This is a genomic window from Streptomyces sp. NPDC042346 (assembly GCF_055581845.1).
The window spans coordinates 40,185-58,604 of record NZ_JBVJEH010000015.1; the positions used below are offsets into that span (position 1 = coordinate 40,185).

Below are 18,420 nucleotides of genomic sequence, written 5' to 3' on the forward strand. Positions count from 1 at the left end.
GATGGCCGACGGCGGTGGGCCTTGGGTAAGGTCCGGGGCGCGGTCCGGCTGAAGTGAGCGACGTTGGGAGCAGGGATGCCAGACGACGAGGAGCCCTTGAGCGCCTGGTACGCGCGCCGGGAGGCGAAGCGTCGGCCGATCGGCGAGCGCCGCCTCGTCAGCCTGCACGCCGGCCCGGCCCGGGGCGCGCACGTCGATCCACAGGCTCCCCGGATCGTCGAGGAGTGGGACGGACACAGCTGGCAGCCCGTCTCCATGACCGACGACTACGCCGCCGCTTGCCGGGCCGTCTCCACGCTGGACGCGGCCGTCGCGGTGCCGGTGCCCGGATTCAACCCGTTGGGGCCGGGGACCGGCCGGCACCGCAAGATCTCCACCTGAGGGACGGCATCCCAACAGCAGAGCAGGACAGGGCCTCCGTCACTCGATCGGGTGCATCCTCGGCATGACTGCCCCGGGTCGGCAGCTGGCAGTCCTTAGAGTCGAAGGCAGCCCTGCCAATGGATCGGCGGGCACCTCGTACATGCGCGCCCAGGCCGCGCGCTGCCGAGCCGGGAGTCGAAGTGCCGGATGAAGTCGCCATCATGATCCGCAGCCGCCCGGCGAAGAGCAGGGTTTTGACGGTCCTTGCTGCAGCTGGCCTGACGCCCTGCCAGGAGCCCGGACGTGACGCCGCCGGAGCCGTGGTCCATCGGCGCTCCGGCTTCGCCGTCGTCCCCGACGAGCGGCCCGACAGCTGGCGGATCAGCTATGTCCATCACGAAGGCGACGAGGTCAGTGAGGGGCTTTACCACGATCAGATCCGCCAGTTGCTGCGGGCCGGAGGCATCGCGGCCGAACAGCTCGATGCGCCAGGGTGTCGCAACGTCGCCGTACGCGCTGTGTCTGTGCGCCCGGTTGACGAGCGGGACCGGGCGTTACTCGCTGCGGTGCGTGAGGGCCGGATCGTCCGGCGCCGCGACGGATGGCACGACACCGGACGGTTGGGTGCGGATCCCCTCGACGCGAGGGCCGTACCGGAGCTGCTCTGCGCCGGCCTCGTCTCATCGGGCGCGAACACGTCTACCGCGGAACTGACCGCTGCTGGTCTGGAACTGCTGACAGCCGGGCCCTGGGCCGAGGTTGCCCAGGTGGTTGACCTTTCCGAGTACGCGTAGGCGCGAGAACACTAGGCCCGGCCAAGAGCGGTTTCGCGGTCACCGGCAGGTGCTGGCACGCGCGGGCGGGTGCGGGCAGCTTCTCGGGCCTGTGTTCGTTGGTAACGGATCTGTCCCAGTGTGCCTGCGCCGTCGTACTCCAGCGCGAGCGAGCGGGCCGGGTCTCGGATCCCTCGCTACGACCGGCTCCGCTGCGTGGCGAGGTGGTGGCGCAGCACCTGGGAGAGGGCTTCTGGCGTCGTCGCACGGTGAACGTCCGGAGTGTCGTGGTGCAGTGGCTGGTCGGTGACGAGCGCGGTGCGGGTCCCGGCCCGGCGGCCGGCTCCGATGTCGCAGGGCGAGTCGCCGATGGTCCACGAGCGGGTGAGGTCGATCCCGAAGTCGTGGGCGGCCTGGTGGAGCATGCCGGGTTCGGGCTTGCGGCACTGGCAGGTGCTGCGGTAGCGGGCCACCGTGCCTTCGGGGTGGTGGGGGCAGGCGTAGATCCCGTCGAGGTGCACCCCGTGGTGGTCGAGGAGCGCGCGGAGCCGGTCGTGCATGGCGGCCAGACCGTCTTCGTCGAGCAGTCCTCGGGCCAGTGCGCTCTGGTTGGTCACGACGATCAGGGCGAAGCCCTCGCGCTGGAGGGAGCGCAGTGGTGCGCCGATGCCTGGTTGGAGGACCAAGTCGTCGGGGTGGGTGGGGTAGTGGCGGGGCTCGGTGAGGGTGCCGTCGCGGTCGAGGAACACCGCGCGCCGCAGCGGCCGGTCGGCGTCGGCGCGCGGGGCGGGGACCAGCGGTTCAGCCGGTCGCACGGCCGCGGAAGGTCTCGAACAGCTCGGCGGCACGGGCTTCGACGGAGGCCGTCGAGGTGGTCGGCCGCTCGGGTAGGACCTTGTCGAGTGCGGTCATGTCCGCACAGGTGAAGTACTGGTAGGCGGCGGCGACCGGGTTCGGCACGAGTTCCACGATGAGCGGCCGGCCGGTCGCCCGGTGGTGGAGGCGGGCGCACCACTGGGCGATGTCGGCGAAGGAGACGGCGGTGCCGGCGCCGAGGTTGTAGACCGCGGACGGAAGGTCCCGCTGCTCGGCGAGGCGGACGATGGTGGCGGTGACGCTCTCGACGGGGATGTAGTCGCGGGCGGCGGTCAGAGAGTCGCCGAAGACGCGGATCTGCCCGGTGCGGGCGGCTTGGCGCAGGAGCTGGGTGAGGATCGAGGCCATCGGGCCCTTGTCGGTCTCGTCGGGGCCGAAGACGTTGGTGTAGCGCAGCCCCGCCCACTGGAGGCCGGTGGCGTGGAGGGTGCGCATCTGCCGGTCGAGGGCGAGCTTCGATGCCGCGTACGGGTTGAGGGGCCCGGAGCAGCGGGTGATGTCGGTGTCCGCGTCCTCGGCGATCGGGTCGTGGCGGTGGAGGGTGCCGTAGACAGCGTGGGAGGAGGCGTAGATCAGGCGGGCCCGGCCGGTGCGGCTGGCGTCGGCCAGGCGCAGCGGCCCGGTGGTGTTCGTCTCGTCCAGCTCGGTGCCGGCCGGGGCGCGGGTGTCGCTGATGCCGGCCTGGTGGACGACCGTGCGGTAGCGGCCGGCGGCGATCTCGGCGAGGAGGGCGGGGTCGGCGAAGTCGCCGCGCAGCCAGCGGGCGGTGCCGGTGAGGTGGGTGGGAGCGGGGCGCAGGTCGACGGCGGTGACCTGGTGTCCGGCGTGGTGGAGTGCGGCGACGGTGTGGCGGCCGATGAAGCCGGCCGCGCCGGTGACCAGGACGTGGGATCGGGGGGTCATCGGGCTCCTGCCTGCTGGATGAGCCGGTCGATGCGGGCGGTGGTGGAGTTGCCGTCCAGGTAAGGCACGGTGACGACGGTGCCGCCCCAGCTCTCCACGAGGCCGGCCTCGGGGACGCGTCGGCCCGCGTAGTCGCCGCCCTTGACCCAGATGTCGGGGCGCAGCTCGGCCAGGATCTTCTCGGGGGTGTCCTCGGCGAAGACGAGGACACCGTCCACGCAGTCCAGGGCGTCGATCAAGGCGGCTCGTTCCTGCTCGCCGACGACCGGGCGGTCGTCGCCCTTGAGGCGTTGGACGGAGGTGTCGGCGTTGATGCACACGATCAGGGCGTCTCCCAGGCGGCTTGCCTGTTCCAGGAGGGAGAGGTGGCCGGCGTGCAGGAGGTCGAAGACGCCGCCCGCGCCGACGACCTTCCCGCCGCGTGCCCGTACGCGCGTGGCCAGGTCCAACGGGCCCGGGCGTCCGGTGGCCGACGGGGTGGTCAGGGAGGCGGGGCCGCCTGCGTGGACGTAGGCGGTGGCGGCGTCGACCGCTTGGGCCAGGGCGTGGGAGGGCAGGCGGCGGGTGCCGAGGAGGAGGGCGGCGGTGACGGCGAGTTGGTCGCCGGCGCCGCAGGTGTCCCCGGCGGCCGGGCGGGCCGGGACGACCTGGGGGTGGCCTTCGGGGTCGGTGACCAGGACCGCGCCGTGCGGGCCCCGGGTGACGGCGACCTGAGTGACGGACCAGGCGGCCAGCAGTCGGGCGGCCCGCTCGGTGTCGCCCGCGAGGCCCCGGGGCCCGGTGTCCGCGGTGAACAGTAGGGCCTCGTCTGCGTTCGGGACGGCCAGGGCCGTCCCCGGCACCGGCGGGGTGCCCTTGGGGTGCGGGTCCCACACCAGCGGGCGGCCGGCGGCCGCGTCGGTCAGGGCCTGGCGGAGCTCGTCGTGGGAGGTGATGCCACGCCCGTAGTCGCAGACGAGCACCGCCGCGGCCTCGTCCAGCCGTCGGTGGACCGGGTCGGGGAGGGGGCCGAGCGGCAGCGGGGCGGTGGGGGCGTCGAAGCGCAGCAGGGTGCGGTCGGCTACCCGGACGCGGGTCTTGACCGGGGTGGTGCCGCTGGCGGCGAGGTTGATGACCTCGACGCCTGCCTCCTCCAGCAGGGTGCCGACTCGTACGCCCGGACCGTCCTGGCCCAGACCGCACACCAGGGTGACGTGCCAGCCCGGCTCGCGGGCGGCGAGGAGGGCGGCCAGTGCGGCGCCGCCCGGCCGGTCGGTGGAGCGGGCGTCGGCGACGACAGGTACGGGGGCTTCGGGGGAGAGCCGGTCGGCGGTGCCGGTGATGTCGCGGTCCAGCAGCGCGTCGCCGACCACGACGAGCCGCCGCCCGCCTTCCGGTTGTGCGGCGGCGGGTTGGGTGAGGTGGGCGTCGAGGGCCGCGCACAGGAGGTGGACGGCGACGAGGTGGCATTCCTGGACGGTGGCGACCTGGTCGGCGTCCACGCACACGGCCTGGTCGGCCGCGGCGGCGAGCGGGTTGGGGGCCGGTCCGGTCAGGGCCCAGACGGTGAGGCCCATCTCGCGGCCGGCCTGGGCGGCGGCGAGGACGTTGGGGCTGGTGCCGGAGGTGGAGAGCAGCAGCAGGACGTCACCGGGGCGGCCGTGGGCGCGGACCTGGCGGGCGAAGACCTGCTCGGGTCCGTAGTCGTTGGTGATGGCGGTGACCGAGGAGGAGTCGGCGTGCAGCGCGATCGCGGACAGCGGTGCGCGCTCGGCACGGTAGCGGCCGACGAGTTCGGAGGTGAGGTGCTGGGCCTCGGCCGCGCTGCCGCCGTTGCCCGCGACCAGCAGCCGGGCCCCGGCGGGCAGCCGGTCGGCGAGTTCGCGGCCCCAGGACCCCAGGCGGCCGGTGTCGAGCCGGGGCAGTGCGGTGGTGAGCGCCTGTATGTGTGCGCGGCCCGACGGGGTCACAGGGCGGCTCCTTCGAAGGAGAAGACGGGCGGGAGAGGGGCGGGAGAGGCAGGGCGGTGCCGGGGCGCCCGGCGGTGGCCGACCAGCGCCGGACGCCCCGGCGGTTCAGGAACCGGCCGCGGCGGGCCGGTAGCGGGTGAACAGCGGGCCGTACGCGGCGAGGGCCGCGTCGCGCTCCAGGAGCGGGTAGTCGAGGAGCTTGTCGACGATCCGGTGCTCGGCGAGGAGGCGTTCGGCCTGCTGGAGCAGGACGGTGTCGCCGAGCTCGGTCAGGTGCACCCCGTCGCTCCACAGGCCGCCCCGGTCATCGCCGTCGGCGGGCGCGAGGTGGCGGGCGGCAGCGGTGAAGGGGGCCCACACGTCCAGGAACAGCGCGCCGTGCGCGGCGGCCGCCGCGCGGGCCGCCTCGTTGTACCGGGCAAGCTCGGTGTTCATCGCGACGACGGTGCCCGGGTCCTCGACGGGCCCGAACGGCGTCTCGCTCACGACGACGATCGTGCGGGTATAGCCGCCGAGCTGCTCCAGCATCGCGTTGACGTGGCGGGTGTACTCGTCGAGGTCGACCGCCTCCGACAGCCGACCCTGGAAGCGGCGCCACACGTCGTTGATCCCGCAGCCGAGGAACGCCAGGTCGTAGTCGGTACCGGTGGTGGCCCGGTCGGCCTCCACGATGGCGGCGATGTCGCGGCTGGTGGCGCCGCCCTCGCCCAAGTTGCGGACGTCGAAGCCGAGGTGCGGCCGGGCGGCGCGCAGGGACAGGACGAGGCGGTGGACCCAGCCGCGCTGGTGCCATGCCTCGACGGTGACCTTGGAGCCGACCTCGGGCAGGTTCGCCTGGTCGGTCATCTGCGCGTTGACCGCCTCCAGGTGCTCCATGATCGAGGTCCCGAAGAAGCCGACGGTCAGGGTGCGCCGGTCCCCGCGCGGCGCGGGGGCGCCGTCGAAGGTGCGCCGGGGGGTGGCCGGGACGCCGGCGGCGACGGTGTCGGGGGCGATGCTGTGGGAGACGACCGCGTTCGCGCCGACCAGAGCGTTGGCCCCGATGCGCACCCCGGCGGTAACGGTGACCTTGTTGGAGAGGATCGCTCCGGCCTCGATGACGATCGGGGCGGCCTCGAACCCGGACGCCCACGGCAGGAGCTGCCCGGTGGGCACGTTCGCGGCGGTGCGGTCGCGGTGGTTGTGGTCGTGCAGGTCGACCATGTTGGACAGGGCCGCGCCGTCGCCGATGCGGATGCCGGTCATGGCGGAGATGAAGGTGTGCTCTCCTATGGCGACGTCGTGGCCGATGGCGACGGTGGCGCCGCGGTGGACCTGGATGGTGGATCCGCGCCGGATGGAGACCCGGTCGCCGATCGTCAGGTGGGCGCCGTGGTCGATCTCGACCTTGAGGTCGTCGGGAAGGTCGCAGTCGTCGCCGAGGGTGAGCGCCGGGCCGTGCTCGGCGCGCAGCCGCTCGGCGGTGCTGGGGGCGGGGGAGGTCGTGCTGGTCATCGCGGGATGGTCCTTCGCTTGCTGCGGATGATGGCCAGGGCCGGGCTCAACGTACCGGCTGTGAGCGTCCGGTGTCGGACAGTCAGCTTGGGCGGTCCTTGCGGACGAGAAACGGGCCGATCGCGAGGGCGTCGAGCGGCCCGGCGGCGAAGGTGGCGACCGCGTCGCGCGGGGTGCACACGATCGGCTCGGCCTCGTGGTTGAAGGAGGTGTTCAGCAGCGCCGGCGGGCGGCCGGTCTGCTCGGCGAACGAGGCCAGCAGCGCCGCGTAGGGATCGGTGTCGTCGCGGGCGACGGTCTGCGGGCGCAGCGTGCCGTCGGTGTGCACGGCGGCCGGGATCAGGTGGCGGGCGGTCTCGGTCGCGGGCCGGGCGACGATCATGAACGGGTGCGGGGTTCCGGTGCCGATCAGGTCGGGTGCGGCCTCGGCCAGCAGGACCGGGGCCAGGGGGCGCCAGGGCTCGCGGTTCTTGACGTGGTCGTTGATGTGGTCGCGGGCCTGGGGGGTGTGGGCGTCGGCGAGGATGCTGCGCCGGCCGAGCGCGCGGGGCCCGGCTTCCATGTGGCCCTGGAACCAGCCGATGGTGCGCCCGAGCGCGATCTGCCCGGCGGCCGCCGTCGGCAGGTCCTGGCCCAGGTCGCGGTAGGGCAGGCCGAAGTCGTCCAGGACGGTGCGGATGACACCCGGGGTGAAGGCGGGCCCGAGGGCGGCGGTGGTCATCGCCGGACCGGGGAGGGTGAGGTCGCCGCGGCGCAGCGCGACCTCGAGCGCCGCGCCGATGGCGCAGCCGGCGTCCCCCGCGGCCGGCTGGACGAACAGCTCCTCCACGCCGCGCAGGGCGGCCAGGCGGCCGTTGGCGGAGCAGTTCAGGCCGACGCCGCCCGCGATGCACAGGCGGGTGGTGCCGGTGGCGGTGAGGGCTTCGCGGGCCAGTTCGGTCAGGCACTGCTCCAGCAGGCGCTGCGCGGAGGCGGCGAGGTCGGCGTGCTCGGGGCGGAAGCCGGTGTCGGGAATGATCCGGCCGCCGGTGTAGGTGCGGGCGCGGCGGTGGGCCGGGATGCCGAGGTCGGTGTACGCGGTGGCGTACGCGCTCTTCAGGCGGCGGTAGTAGCGCAGGTCGGTGTACTGGTCCTCGACGCTCTCGTCGGGGCGGATGCCGTAGCGGGACAGGTCGAGGTGGTAGCCGCCGGCGCGGGGGGTGAGGAAGTCGAGCCGGTAGCGGTCGGGGTTGCCGTAGCCGGCCAGGCCCATGAGCTTGCCGGAGCTGGTCCAGTCGCCCAGCCCGAGGTGTTCGGCGACCGTCTCGTAGAACCAGCCCAGGGACTGGGAGAAGGGGAACTGCCGCAGGACCTTGAGGCCGCCGGGGGTGCCGTGGGCGAGGGTGGCGGAGACGCCGTCGCCGGAGCCGTCGACCACCAGGACGGCGGCCTCCTGGAAGCCGGAGGGGTGGAAGGCGGAGGCGGCGTGCGCGAGGTGGTGCTCGATCACGGTGACCTGCCGGGGCCGGTGGTGGCCGAACAGGGTGGGGTCGAGGAGCTCGGCGATCAGCTCGGCGTCGGTGCACGTCTCGCTCGGCTCGGGCCATGCGGGGTTGAACGCGATCGCGATCTCGTCCACCTCGGCCAGGGTGATCCCGGCCTCGGACAGGCAGTACGCCGCGGCCACCGCGCAGCTGCGCGAGTCCTTGTGGTGCTTGCGCCGGGAGAAGCGCTCCTCCTCGGCGAAGGCGACGACCTGGCCGTCGACGACCAGACAGGCGGAGGCGTCGTGGTAGTACGGGCCGCCAAGGCCCAGCACGGTGGCCAACGTGGGCTCCTTCTCGCTGTTGCTGCCCGCTACCCGGCGCTCGGGGCCGGGCGGCGGGTTCAGCCGGTGGTCAGGTCAGGTCAGGTGAGGTGGTTGAGGGTCGCCTTGAGGACGGCCGGCGGGTCGATGGTGTCCATGCAGCCGCCGACGCCGCCGCAGGCGACCTGGTGGGCGCACGGCGAGCACGCCAGCGACGAGCGCAGCGCGGTCACCTTCGTGGCGTGCTTGGGGATGACCTCGGCGCCGTTGGAGGGGCCCAGGAGCAGCACGGTCGGCTTGTCGTGGGCGAGCGCGAGGTGGAAGCCGAAGGAGTCGCCGGTGACGACTACGTCGACCAGGCCCGGAAGCGCGGACGCCTCCTGAAGGGACAGCGGCGCGTACGCGGCGCGGGATTCGTCGGCGCCGCGCATCCGCAGGTGCCGCACCAGCGCCTCGCAGGCCTCCCGGTCGGTCGGCCCTCCCAGGATCGCCAGCTGCGCGCCGTACTCCAGCAGCGCGTCGGCGAGGTCGGCCCAGTGCCGGGCCGGCCACAGCTTCGTGCTCAGCGAGCCGCCCAGGTTCAGGCACACCCGCGGTCCGGTGCGCTCGCCGAGCAGCCCGGTCACCCGCCGCCGCGCCGCTTCCGGGACCTCGAGGACGTACGGCTCGCCGGCGTACTGGTATCCGGCGACGGCGAAGTACAGCTCCGTCCACGTCTGGGTGTTGGTGGTGGTGCGGTAGTCGTTCCAGGTGTTCTGCCGGAAGAACTGGAGCGCGGCCTCCCCCATCGGGTACAGGGTGTGGTGGGGTCCGCCGTAGGCGAGGCCGGCCTTGTGGTCGGCGTCGATCCGGTCGACCAGGGCCGCGGCCGAGGGGGTGCGCTCGAAGGAGTACACGGCGTCGAAGCGGCGCGAGGGCAGTTGGGCGGCGGCCTGCCAGTCGTGGACGAGGACCTCGTCGACGAAGGGGTTCATCCGCAGGATCGGGGCGTTCGCCTCGTCGACGAGCCAGGTGACGTGCGCGTTCGGGTGGTCGTCGCGGATCCGCTTGGGCAGGGGTGAGGCGATGAGCATGTCGCCGAGCAGGCCGAGCATCACGATCAGCACCCGGTGGTAGACCGGGTCGTGGTGCGGGCAGCCGTGGCACGGCCGCCAGAACCGGCACGGCATCCCGCCCGCGAAGTGCCGGCAGTCCTGATGGATCTCGAACGTGGCGGTGGTGTGGACGGGCCCGAGGAAGGTGCCCTTGCCGGGGATCACGCCGGGCCTCCGATCCCGGCCGCGGCGAGCGCGACGCGCAGCACCTGCTCGCCCGCGTCCTCGCCCGGCCGCAGCGCTTCGGCCAGGGCCCGGGTGCGCACCGCGGCGGCGGCCGGGCCCTGGCCGTCGCGCAGCACGGCGGTGAGGATCTCGGCCAGCTCGTCGACGCCGTCCTCGCGCATCCCGGCCCAGGTGACCTCCTGCAGGCCCAGGCGCAGCCCGGCTGGGGCGGTGAGGTGCGGCACCGGGATCGCGTTGACGACGATCCCGGCCTCGAACAGGCGGCGGGATGCCTGCTCGGCGTCCATCAGCGGGGCGATGTCGATCCACAGCTGGTGGCAGTCGGTGAACCCGGCCTTCTCCCCGCACACCGTGAACCCGCGTTCGGCCAGCGCCACGCCCAGTCGGCGGGCGTTGGCCACGGTGGCGTGCGCGTACTGGGCTCCGCGGGCGTCCATCTCGGCGGCGGCGACGGCCAGGGCGAGGACGTCGGCCGGGTGGTGGTGGGAGACGAAGTGGGAGGCGTGCTCGTCCAGCCGGGCCGCGAGGCCGGCGTCGTTGGTGGCCAGCAGGCCCTTGTGCGGGCCCGGGTAGGTCTTGTGGGTTGAGCCGCCGAGGCTGTCGGCGCCCTCGGCGAGCGGGTTCTGCCAGGCTCCGCCGGCGATCAGGCCCAGGGTGTGGGAGGCGTCGTAGTGGATCACCGTGTCGGGGCCGACGACCTCCCGCAGGCCGCTCAGGTCCACGGGGAACAGGCACATGAAGCTGTCCAGGTACACCAGCTCGGGCCGGGGCCCGGTGGCGAGCAGGTCGGCGAGGGCGTCCAGGTCGAGGGTGCTGGTGGCCGGGTCGACGGGCAGGTCGTGCATCGCCAGTCCCAGGCGGGTGCCGATGAACCGGGTCGAGCCGTGGCCTCCGTCGCGCTCCGCCAGGTTGAACGCCGTCGCGCCAAGGCCCGCCAGCGCGGACAGCGCGACGCTCAGCGCCGACACCCCGGAGGTCGGCTTGAGGTTCACGTGCTCGGTGCCCAACTGCGCTCCGAGCCGCTGCGCGGCCGCCTGTTCGATGGCGACGAGGTCCTGGCGGCCGGGCCACCCCCAGTTCTCGCCCCCGCCGCCGGGGAAGGCGTAGCGGACGGCGGCGTCCATCAGGTGCGGGATCCGGGCGGCCAGGGACAGGCCGTTCTCGCTGGGCACCAGGTGCAGTCGGCGCAGGCCGGTGTCGTGGTGGGCGGCGGCCGTACGCAGGACGGCGAGCGCGTCCGGCGGGGTGCGGTTCACGAAGCGGGCTCCTGGCGGTCGAGGGCGAACGGCAGCGGGTCGATCGGGGCCTTGGCGGGCCGGTAGCGGATCCGGTGCGGCGGGCCGGCGGGCAGCTGCGGCAGACCCTGGTCCAGGGCGGCCGTTACGGCGGTGAGGGCCATGAGCTCGGCGAGCGGCCGGCCCAGGCAGGCGTGCGCGCCGCCGCCGAACGCCCACAGCCGGGACGCGTTGGCCTGCCCGGACCCGAAGCGCTCCGGCCGGAAGTCGCCGGGGAGGGGGAAGACCTCGGGGTCGAAGTGCCCGGCCGACGGGGAGTAGGCCACCCGCGTCCCCGCCGGGACCGTGTGGCCGCCCAGCGTCACGGGGCAGAGCGCCTCCCGTACCGACAGCAGGTTCGGCGCGTGCAGGCGCTGGCTCTCGGCGAGGACCGCCCGCAGCACCGGCAGGGCTTCGCGGCGCACCAGCAGCTCCGGTGCGCCGGCCGCCGCGCGGGCCTCCTGCTGTGCGGCTCGGGCGTGCTCGCCGTGGCCGGCCAGCTCCACCAGGCACCAGGTGACCAGGCTCGCCGTCGTCTCCCGTGCGGCGATCAGCAGCGCCAGCAGATGGTCCTCCAGCGGCCCCACCTGCGCCGGGGCGTCGGCGAACGCGGCCACCAGGGCGGCGAGGGCCGATCCGGCGGATTCCTCCTGCCGGACGGCGGCGGCCCGGCGGGCGAACAGCGCGTGCAGCCGGCGCCGGGCGGCGCGACCGGCCCAGTACCGCGCGCTCGCGAACCGGGCCGTACCGGGCGGGGCGCCGGTCGCCGCGACGAACGTCTCGAAGTCGGCGGCGAACCGTGCCGCGTCCTGCTCCCCCGGGCCGATGCCCAGCAGGACGCGGGCGCTCATCGCGCCGGTCATCTCCCGCACCTCACGGTGCAGATCGCCGGTGCCGTGCCGGGCCCAGCGGGCCGCCGCGGGTTCGGCCGCCTCCAGCAGGGCGGGCACGTAGCCGGGCAGGGCCCGCCCGGACAGGGCGGGTCGCAGCCGCTGCCGGGCCTGCCCGTGCGCATCGCCGGTGAGGTTGAACAGCGCCCGGCCGAACAGGTCCCGCACCAGCGCGGTGTTGAGCACCTCCAGGCGGCCGCGCTCGGCCGCGAACAGCTCGCCCAGACCGCCCCAGGTGCCCACCAGGACCGTCTCCACGCCGTCGACCGGCATCCGGAACACCGGACCGTGGCGACGGTGCCCTTCCTGGAGGACACCGAGCGGGTCGGTGGCGAAACCCCACTCCGGGTGCCGTGGGGGTAACTGCGCGGCGGGCGGCGCCGCGGTGTGCTCAGACACCGGAGCGCTCCAGGACGTTCAGCTGCTGCGCCGCGCGGGCGACGATGGTTCCGTGGTCGAGCGCGGCCGCCTTCAGCTGCGGCCGGCAGGAGCAGTCGGCGGGAAGGTCCGTGGCCTGACCGGTCTCCCCGAAGCGCATCAGCGCATCCACCACCCCGTCCGCGCACGCCGGGCAGGCGTCGGGGAAGACCGACTCGAAGTCGCTGCCGCGCAGGTTCACGCACGCCACCCGCACCGCGAGCCGCTCGTGGACCCGGCGCACCGCGTCCACGACCGTCCACAGGTTCGGCGGGGTGTACTGTCCGGCCTGCCACAGCTCCCACGCCACCGTGTGGGGCGAGACCCGGGTCGGGCACAGCGTCATGCCCCGCACGCCGAGCCCGGTCAGGTAGTCGACCGACTCCACGACGTCGGTGACCGCCTCGCCGTCGGTCAGGAACGGCGGCTTGACCATCAGGTAGATCTTCGGGTCCACCCCCAGGCCTGCCATCACCGCCAGGGCCCGTTCGAAGGACTTCTGCGAGATGCGGGTGTTCACCAGCGTCTCGCGCACCAGCTGGTTCGCGGACTGCAGGCCGATGCCGATCTCCAGCCGCACACCGCCCAGCGCGGTCACGAACGGGGCCAGCACCTGCTCGGTGACGAACTGCGGCAGCGACTCGACCACCAGGCGCTTGACCCCGGCCGCCGCGACCAGGCGGGCGATCTCCACCTGGACGTCGCGCGGGATCTCGCGCGGCGCGAAGAAGGACCCGTCGTTGTAGAGGCAGAGCACCTCGTAGTCGGGCTCGTCCTCGGTCCGCGCCAGGGTGCGCCGGACCTGGTCCAGGAGGCTCTCGGCCGAGGCGGCGCCGTCGATGCCGTAGTTGTTGAAGTTGGTGAAGGGGCACATCGTGCACGTCGGCACGCTGCAGCCGCCGGACATGATGATGACCTTCTTGCGGCCGACCAGCTCACCGCCGGGCAGCCGGATCTTGTCGAAGTCGGTGAACCGCGGCTCGGCCGCCTTCACCGGCCCGGAGGTCCGCAGCCGCAGGGACAGGTCACCGATCCGCCGCCGCAGGTCCGTCACCGGCGCCGGCGCTTCGTCGAGCGTGTGCTCAGGCATGGAGTTCCCCCTTCGGTCCCCGGTCGCCAGGCCGGACACGCGCGCGGACCGGAGACGCGGCGCAGCCGTCACGAACCCCTAGGAGACCGGGAGATCAGGCGCGCGGGAAGAGCGCCTTAACCTTTCGGCCCCGTCCGGGGCAGGAACTGAACGTAGCCGCGCGTGCACGCTCGGGGTTCACCGCTGTGAACCCACGCAGAACCCGGGACTGGCAGCCCCTCACCAGCGGGGCCGGGAGCTCAGTTCAGGGCGCCGACCCGGTGGGCGAGACCGCGCAGGTCGCGGCGGGCGTGCGCGGTCATCGGCCGCCCCAGGAGGTAGGTGACGCAGTCCCGCACCAGCGGATCCACCCGCACCCGCTGCGCTCCGGCCTGCTCGGCCAGCAGCAGGTGGCGGGTCGCGTCGCCCTCGCGGCCGCGCAGATGCGCCAGGGCTCGACCCAGGTCGGCGTGGTAGGCCGTCCTGCGCCCGGGAGCGGTGATCGTCTCGGGGTGCAGGCCCTCACCGGCATCGGCCGCGTCGCTGTGCCGGCCCAGCGCGGTGTTCAGGCTCACGCGGTGGATGGCGACGTTGGTCAGACCGAAGTTGAGGTGCCAGTCGCGGGTCTCGCCGGTCCGCCGGGCGAGCCGCTCGGCCTCGGCGAGGTGGGTTGCCGCGTCCAGGCGCCGGGCCTCGCCGGCCCGGGTCTTGTCGCGGGTGATGGCCGTGGCCGAGATCAGGTGGAGCTCGCCGAGCAGCGCGTGCGGGGCGCGCCCGGCCCCCGACTGCGCCTCCAGGGACGCGATGGCGGCGGCCGTGCGCAGCAGGGCCTGCTCCGGGCTGCCGACCGACAGCAGCACGTGGGCGGTGAAGAACTCCGACAGGGCCGTGTAGTGCGGGTCCTCGAGTTCGGCGATCACCTCGCCGGCGCGGGTGACCGCGACGTAGGCGAGATCGGGGTAGCCCAGGTACTTCAGCAGCAGGACGCACGCCGGGTGGTAGGCGCCGGCCAGCAACTGCAGCAGCCGGCGCCGGGCGTAGCCGTGCCGGGCGTCGGCCGCTGCGCGCAGGTCGGACAGCAGGGCGGGCAGTTCGACGGCGAGCGTCGCGTACTCGGAGGCGTGGTAGAGGTTGTTGGCGCGGGCGACGCGGGCCGTCAGCAGTGGGAAGGGGTCCTCGGCAAGCCGCTCCCCGTGTGCCGTCGGGAGGGCGAGTCCCATGAGGGCGAGCCTGAGCGCGGGGATCGCCGCGTGGGCGGCGCCGCTGGCCGGGTCCATCGGCGCGGCCGGCTGGCCGGTGAGTTCCGCGGGCGAGATGCGCAGGACGTCGGCGATGGAGTCGATGAACACCTGGCTGTCGAGCAGCCGGTGCCCGTTCTCCACCATGGACAGGTACCCCTGGGAGATCCCGGTCTGCCGCGCCAGGCTCTTCAGGCTCACCCCGCGCTGGCGCCGCATGGCCCGCAGATTGGCGCCGATCGCCGCGGCCCGGTGTAACTGCTGCTCGTCCATGACCGCCCGCCCCACGTCCAGAAGATCAACAGGTTAGGCCAGGTCGGCCCGCCGTGTGCGGGCATTCCCCGAAAGTGGCGGCGTCACCGCAACCCGAAGCTGCCGGCCATCCGAGCGAGCAACCCCGCGCCGTCCGTGTCCCCGGCCCGCAGCCGCAGAGCGTGGAGGAGTTCGCGGGCCAGGGGGTCGAGCCGGATGTAGAGCGGGGCCGCCTCTTCGGCCGCTGCCAGGCGCTCGGCGGCCCGATTCGCGTCGGCTCCTCTGGCCGATGCCGCCGCCCCGAGCAGCAGCAGGTCGGCCCGCCGAGCCGGCGGCATCGGGACGGCGGCCTCGGCCAGCTCCAGGACCTGGTCCACGAGACCGAACTGCATCGCGCTGCCCGCCGTCGCCACCGCGACGTCCGCAGCTTCCGCCTCACTACCTGCGCGTCCGGCCGCCTCGCCGAGGAGGGCCTCGGCCTGCCGCCGCCGGCCCGCCGTCGCGTGGGCGAGCGCTGCGGCGCACAACAGCTCGACGGACGGCGTCGTGGCGACGTGCTGTGCGGCGCGGTCGCCAGCCATCCCGGGTAGCCCCATGCCCGTCAGCAGCCGTATCCCCTCGGTCGCCGCGACCTGGTCCCCGACGGCGGCCGGACCGGCCTGGTGGAGAAGACTCCACGCCAGGTCCCGGTACCCCAGGCGGCGCAGCAGGCCGACTGCGGCCACGTAGACGGCCGTCCGCGCGGCCCTCGCATCGCACTGCCCGTCCTCCTCGGCCACTGCCCGGTCGGCCAGTTCGAGCAGCGCGGGCAGGCGCAACGCCAGCGCGTGCTCGTCACCGGCTGCCTGCGCGGACCGGACCTCTTCGACGCCGGTCCGCAGCTCAGCCCGGACCCGGGAGGAGGGTTCCGGTGTGCGGGGGCCGGCGTGGACAAGATGGCGGCGCAGGTGCCAGGCAGCGGCACGGACAGCGCCGTGCTGCGCCCCGTGGGGCTCGTAGGGCTGGCCGGTCAGGTCGACCGGATCGAGATGGAGCCCGGCCGCAAGGGAGTACAGGATGCGGTGCCGGTCGACCCAGTCGGCTCCGGCCTCGATGTCGCGGATCAGCTGGTCCTCGAGCCCGCAGTTCGACGCCAGCTCGGTCGTCGTGATGCCGCGGCGGGTTCGCCATCCGGTGACGCGGTGTCCGATCGGCAGGTGGTCTTCGCCGTCCGTCCCCGGCGTCACCAGAGTGCTCGCATGGCTATCGGGCTCCGTGCTCGTCCTCGGCGACGATGTGCGCCGTGCGGATCTGGTCCTCTTCCACGAGACCACATGGGCTTCGCGGCGACACAGTAGCCACAAGGATCGAGCCAGCGCGAATATGCCGGGGCGGTCCCGTGGGGACTTTGCGTGGTCCTTGGGTCGGCCGCGGCCGTCGGGCGGGCCCGGCCGGCGGCCTGGGGGCAGTCCATGGAACGGGCTCGCGCGGAATGGGGATGCCGGGGGCAGCGGCGGCCGTGCCGGTCGGGAGCGAGAAGCCAGCTCGTCCCGGGCCGGATCAAGTCCGGAAGGCGTCTCTGTCTGCTCGACCGCCCGCGCTTCGCGGGCTCACCCGGTGCCTTCGGCTCGCAGATGATGCAGAGCAGTCGCCGCCGCGTCTGCGGCCGGGTGGCCCGAACCTACGGCCTGAGCAGCCTTGGTGAGGGCGGTGTACGCGATGGTGCTTCGGCCGTGAAGGTGGGCGGCGATGCCGAGGCTGTACTGGTCCCCTGGTTCCGGCAGTAGCAGCGAGACCTCGTTCCACTCCTGGGCCCCGAGCGGACGGGGCTTGTGCCCGTGATTCCCGTCGTCGGCGCCCGCCGCATACGCCAGTACCCGCCAGTCCCCCGACGCGGCGCGGAAGAGCAGCCCGGTCGAGGCGCCACCGGGGACCGCGCCGGCCCAGTCGAGTGCACGCTCGAACAGGGCCCAGGAATCCTCGTGGTCTCCTCGCGAGCACCAGAGGCGGTACAGCTCGTCCTCACCGAGGGGGCGGTTGACGCCGCAGCGTCGTACGTCGATGGCCGCCTGCACGAGGAGATGCCCTTCGGGGGCGTTGCGTGCGGCTCGGTGGTAGTGCTTGACCAGGTTCTCGCCGCCGACGAGGGATTCGGCGAGGCTCTTGCTGACGGGGTAGCCCTTCTCCCGGAGGTAGCTGCGCTCGCGGGGGGTCAGGGTGAAGGGCACCTGGATGCGGTGCGCGTACTCCAGCAGCACCGTGCGTGCGGGGGCGGTGACGGGCGAGGTGTCCGCGAGGAGGCGGTCACGCCAGTTGGTGTCGATGCTGGCCAGTACCAAGGCATGCGGGAGGGTCTTGTCCAGCACGCCGCTGCCCAGCAGCACGAGGTCGGCCGGGGTGAGGCCGTCGAGCCACAGGACGTGCGGGTCGTCGCCGCTGAACCAACTGGTGAAGTCTGGCTGCGCGGCGCGGCGCGCAAGGTCGAGGGCGGTGAACGGGGCGGGCCGGGCGTGCGGGAGGGTGCGCTGCAGTCCCTCGTACATGGACCGTGTGATGCCGGACAGCGGCGCACCGTCCAAAAGGATCATGGAGTTCGTCGGCTCGGAGGCCGACGCCAGGAGCCGCGAGACCTCGTCGATCGGGTCTCGCGGACCCTCGGGCTGGGGTCGCTGGGGCACGGTGGGTCCTTACGTCCGGTGCGGCACGTTGACCGCGGTGATGGCCTTCGGCGAGAAGCTGGTCTTCGGCGTGCCGGCGTGGTCCGGGCCAGCTGCGGGTGCGGGGCGCCGGGATCTGTCAGGTTCCGCCGGCTGTGCGGAGGTTCAGGGGGCGGGCCCAGGCTCCATGGGCGGCGAAGGCGCGCAGCACGGGCTCGATCACGGCGACCGCCTCGCGAGTGATGCCGTCGGGGGTAAGGGTGGCCCGGTGGCAGATCGGGCGGCCGGCGTCGGTGCCGTAGTCGGCGTACTTGCCGTCGTCGTACCGGCCGATGGCGGCCTCGACGTCGATGAGTCCGAAGGCCTCGAGCTGGCGGTGGGTCTCGTAGGCATCGCGACCGAGGCCGAAGTGGCCAGCGCGCTCGGCGCCGGTGACGTACGGCTCGTCATGGACGGGGTTCTGATTGATGTCGAGCCACATGAGGTAGGCGACGGTCTCGCTGGGGGTCAGCAGGTTGACCCAGCCGCGGGTGAAGAATTCGATCGGCACGTTGACGCCGGGCAGCGCGGGGCGGGGCACCTTGTACGGGATGGGGGCGGCGGTGGTGCTGGCGCCGCTGTCGCACAGCAGCTGGAAGTCGCGGAAGGGCCGGGAGGTCCCGGCGTTGGGGAGTTCGAGCAGTTGGTGCTCGTGCAGCTTCTTGATGGCCTCGGTGATCTGGCGGGCCTTGTTGACGCGCGGGCTGGCGATCCGCCGGCCGCCGGGGGTGTGGCGGGCGTGCGCGCCGATCAGGGACATCCAGGAGAAGGGCTGGGTGCTGTCGGGCTCGATGGGGATGCGGTTGGCCCACTGATGGCCGGGGGCGGCTTGGCAATGGGCGGCGAACAGCAGGACCAGGTGGAAGCGGCCGGCGATGCCGCGCGGGGCGATCAGGCGGGCCGCGGGGGGCTGGTCGGCGCGGGGCAGTCCGTTGCGCTCCCGGTCGACGAAGCGCGGGGCGTCGTGCCGGAGGTAGGTGCGGCGGAGCCGGACGGAGGCCGGGGTGCGGCCGCGGGCGGCCAGCTCTTCGCTCGAGGCGGTGACGGCGGCCAGGGCTCCGCTGGCGCGCAGCGTGGTGAGCGCGTCGAGGCGGGCCTGGACCTTGGCGGTAGCAGCTGCGGAGCGGTTCACCGACGAGTTCTCACCTTTTGATCGCCACGTTTTGATCCGCATGTTGTGC

15 protein-coding genes are annotated in these 18,420 nt (G+C 73.6%); 2 read left to right on the top strand and 13 right to left on the bottom strand.

Features of this window, described 5'->3' with window-relative positions:
* Positions 1–75: 75 nt before the first annotated feature.
* Together ACZ6K0_RS40485 and ACZ6K0_RS40490 are read left to right on the top strand one after the other, a co-directional pair.
* Positions 76–381, top strand: coding sequence for a DUF6087 family protein (locus ACZ6K0_RS40485; protein ID WP_469235250.1), 306 nt, complete (start codon positions 76–78; stop codon positions 379–381).
* Positions 382–563: 182 nt separating this feature from the next.
* The gene (locus ACZ6K0_RS40490) at positions 564–1,157 is read left to right on the top strand and encodes a hypothetical protein (RefSeq protein WP_469235248.1); all 594 of its coding nucleotides are present in this window, start codon (positions 564–566) and stop codon (positions 1,155–1,157) included.
* Between the two features lie 176 nt (positions 1,158–1,333).
* Here the strand turns inward: ACZ6K0_RS40490 and ACZ6K0_RS40495 are convergent, their stop codons facing one another.
* From ACZ6K0_RS40495 to ACZ6K0_RS40555, 13 genes are all read right to left on the bottom strand, one after another.
* Positions 1,334–1,951: a D-glycero-alpha-D-manno-heptose-1,7-bisphosphate 7-phosphatase gene (locus tag ACZ6K0_RS40495; RefSeq protein ID WP_469235246.1), complete on the bottom strand. Its 618-nt coding sequence runs from the start codon at positions 1,949–1,951 to the stop codon at positions 1,334–1,336.
* A complete protein-coding gene (locus ACZ6K0_RS40500) occupies positions 1,938–2,915 on the bottom strand; it encodes an NAD-dependent epimerase/dehydratase family protein (protein WP_469235244.1) in 978 nt (325 codons plus the stop codon). The genes ACZ6K0_RS40495 and ACZ6K0_RS40500 overlap by 14 nt, the downstream gene beginning before the upstream one ends.
* Positions 2,912–4,864, bottom strand: coding sequence for a PfkB family carbohydrate kinase (locus ACZ6K0_RS40505; protein WP_469235242.1), 1,953 nt, complete (start codon positions 4,862–4,864; stop codon positions 2,912–2,914). The genes ACZ6K0_RS40500 and ACZ6K0_RS40505 overlap by 4 nt, the downstream gene beginning before the upstream one ends.
* Positions 4,865–4,969: 105 nt before the next feature.
* Positions 4,970–6,358: a GDSL-type esterase/lipase family protein gene (locus tag ACZ6K0_RS40510; protein ID WP_469235240.1), complete on the bottom strand. Its 1,389-nt coding sequence runs from the start codon at positions 6,356–6,358 to the stop codon at positions 4,970–4,972.
* An 82-nt stretch (positions 6,359–6,440) separates the two neighbouring features.
* Positions 6,441–8,156, bottom strand: coding sequence for a carbamoyltransferase family protein (locus ACZ6K0_RS40515; RefSeq protein ID WP_469235340.1), 1,716 nt, complete (start codon positions 8,154–8,156; stop codon positions 6,441–6,443).
* Positions 8,157–8,245: 89 nt separating this feature from the next.
* Positions 8,246–9,403, bottom strand: a complete 1,158-nt coding sequence (locus ACZ6K0_RS40520) for a glycosyltransferase family 9 protein (protein WP_469235238.1) — start codon at positions 9,401–9,403, stop codon at positions 8,246–8,248.
* On the bottom strand, positions 9,400–10,680 hold the full coding sequence (locus tag ACZ6K0_RS40525) for a PLP-dependent aminotransferase family protein (protein WP_469235236.1): 1,281 nt from the start codon (positions 10,678–10,680) through the stop codon (positions 9,400–9,402). The genes ACZ6K0_RS40520 and ACZ6K0_RS40525 overlap by 4 nt, the downstream gene beginning before the upstream one ends.
* Positions 10,677–11,987 carry a cytochrome P450 gene (locus ACZ6K0_RS40530; protein WP_469235234.1) on the bottom strand — a complete coding sequence of 437 codons (1,311 nt, stop codon included), beginning with the start codon at positions 11,985–11,987 and terminating at the stop codon, positions 10,677–10,679. The genes ACZ6K0_RS40525 and ACZ6K0_RS40530 overlap by 4 nt, the downstream gene beginning before the upstream one ends.
* On the bottom strand, positions 11,980–13,095 hold the full coding sequence (locus tag ACZ6K0_RS40535) for an archaeosine biosynthesis radical SAM protein RaSEA (RefSeq protein ID WP_469235232.1): 1,116 nt from the start codon (positions 13,093–13,095) through the stop codon (positions 11,980–11,982). Before ACZ6K0_RS40535 ends, ACZ6K0_RS40530 begins: the two co-directional genes overlap by 8 nt.
* Before the next feature lie 239 nt (positions 13,096–13,334).
* Positions 13,335–14,600, bottom strand: a complete 1,266-nt coding sequence (locus tag ACZ6K0_RS40540) for a helix-turn-helix domain-containing protein (protein ID WP_469235228.1) — start codon at positions 14,598–14,600, stop codon at positions 13,335–13,337.
* A gap of 68 nt (positions 14,601–14,668) precedes the next feature.
* Positions 14,669–15,790 carry a helix-turn-helix domain-containing protein gene (locus ACZ6K0_RS40545; RefSeq protein ID WP_469235227.1) on the bottom strand — a complete coding sequence of 374 codons (1,122 nt, stop codon included), beginning with the start codon at positions 15,788–15,790 and terminating at the stop codon, positions 14,669–14,671.
* Between the two features lie 363 nt (positions 15,791–16,153).
* A complete protein-coding gene (locus tag ACZ6K0_RS40550; RefSeq protein WP_469235226.1) occupies positions 16,154–17,221 on the bottom strand; it encodes a hypothetical protein in 1,068 nt (355 codons plus the stop codon).
* Positions 17,222–17,339: 118 nt separating this feature from the next.
* Positions 17,340–18,371 (bottom strand): hypothetical protein, encoded by a 1,032-nt coding sequence (locus tag ACZ6K0_RS40555; RefSeq protein ID WP_469235224.1) that lies wholly within the window; start codon positions 18,369–18,371, stop codon positions 17,340–17,342.
* Between the last annotated feature and the right edge of the window lie 49 nt (positions 18,372–18,420).

Coding starts and splice junctions, on each gene's coding strand:
- ACZ6K0_RS40485 (WP_469235250.1), top strand. CDS start 76: ATGCCAGACGACGAGGAGCCCTTGAGCGCCTGGTACGCGCGCCGGGAG.
- ACZ6K0_RS40535 (WP_469235232.1), bottom strand. CDS start 13,095: ATGCCTGAGCACACGCTCGACGAAGCGCCGGCGCCGGTGACGGACCTG.
- ACZ6K0_RS40510 (WP_469235240.1), bottom strand. CDS start 6,358: ATGACCAGCACGACCTCCCCCGCCCCCAGCACCGCCGAGCGGCTGCGC.
- ACZ6K0_RS40500 (WP_469235244.1), bottom strand. CDS start 2,915: ATGACCCCCCGATCCCACGTCCTGGTCACCGGCGCGGCCGGCTTCATC.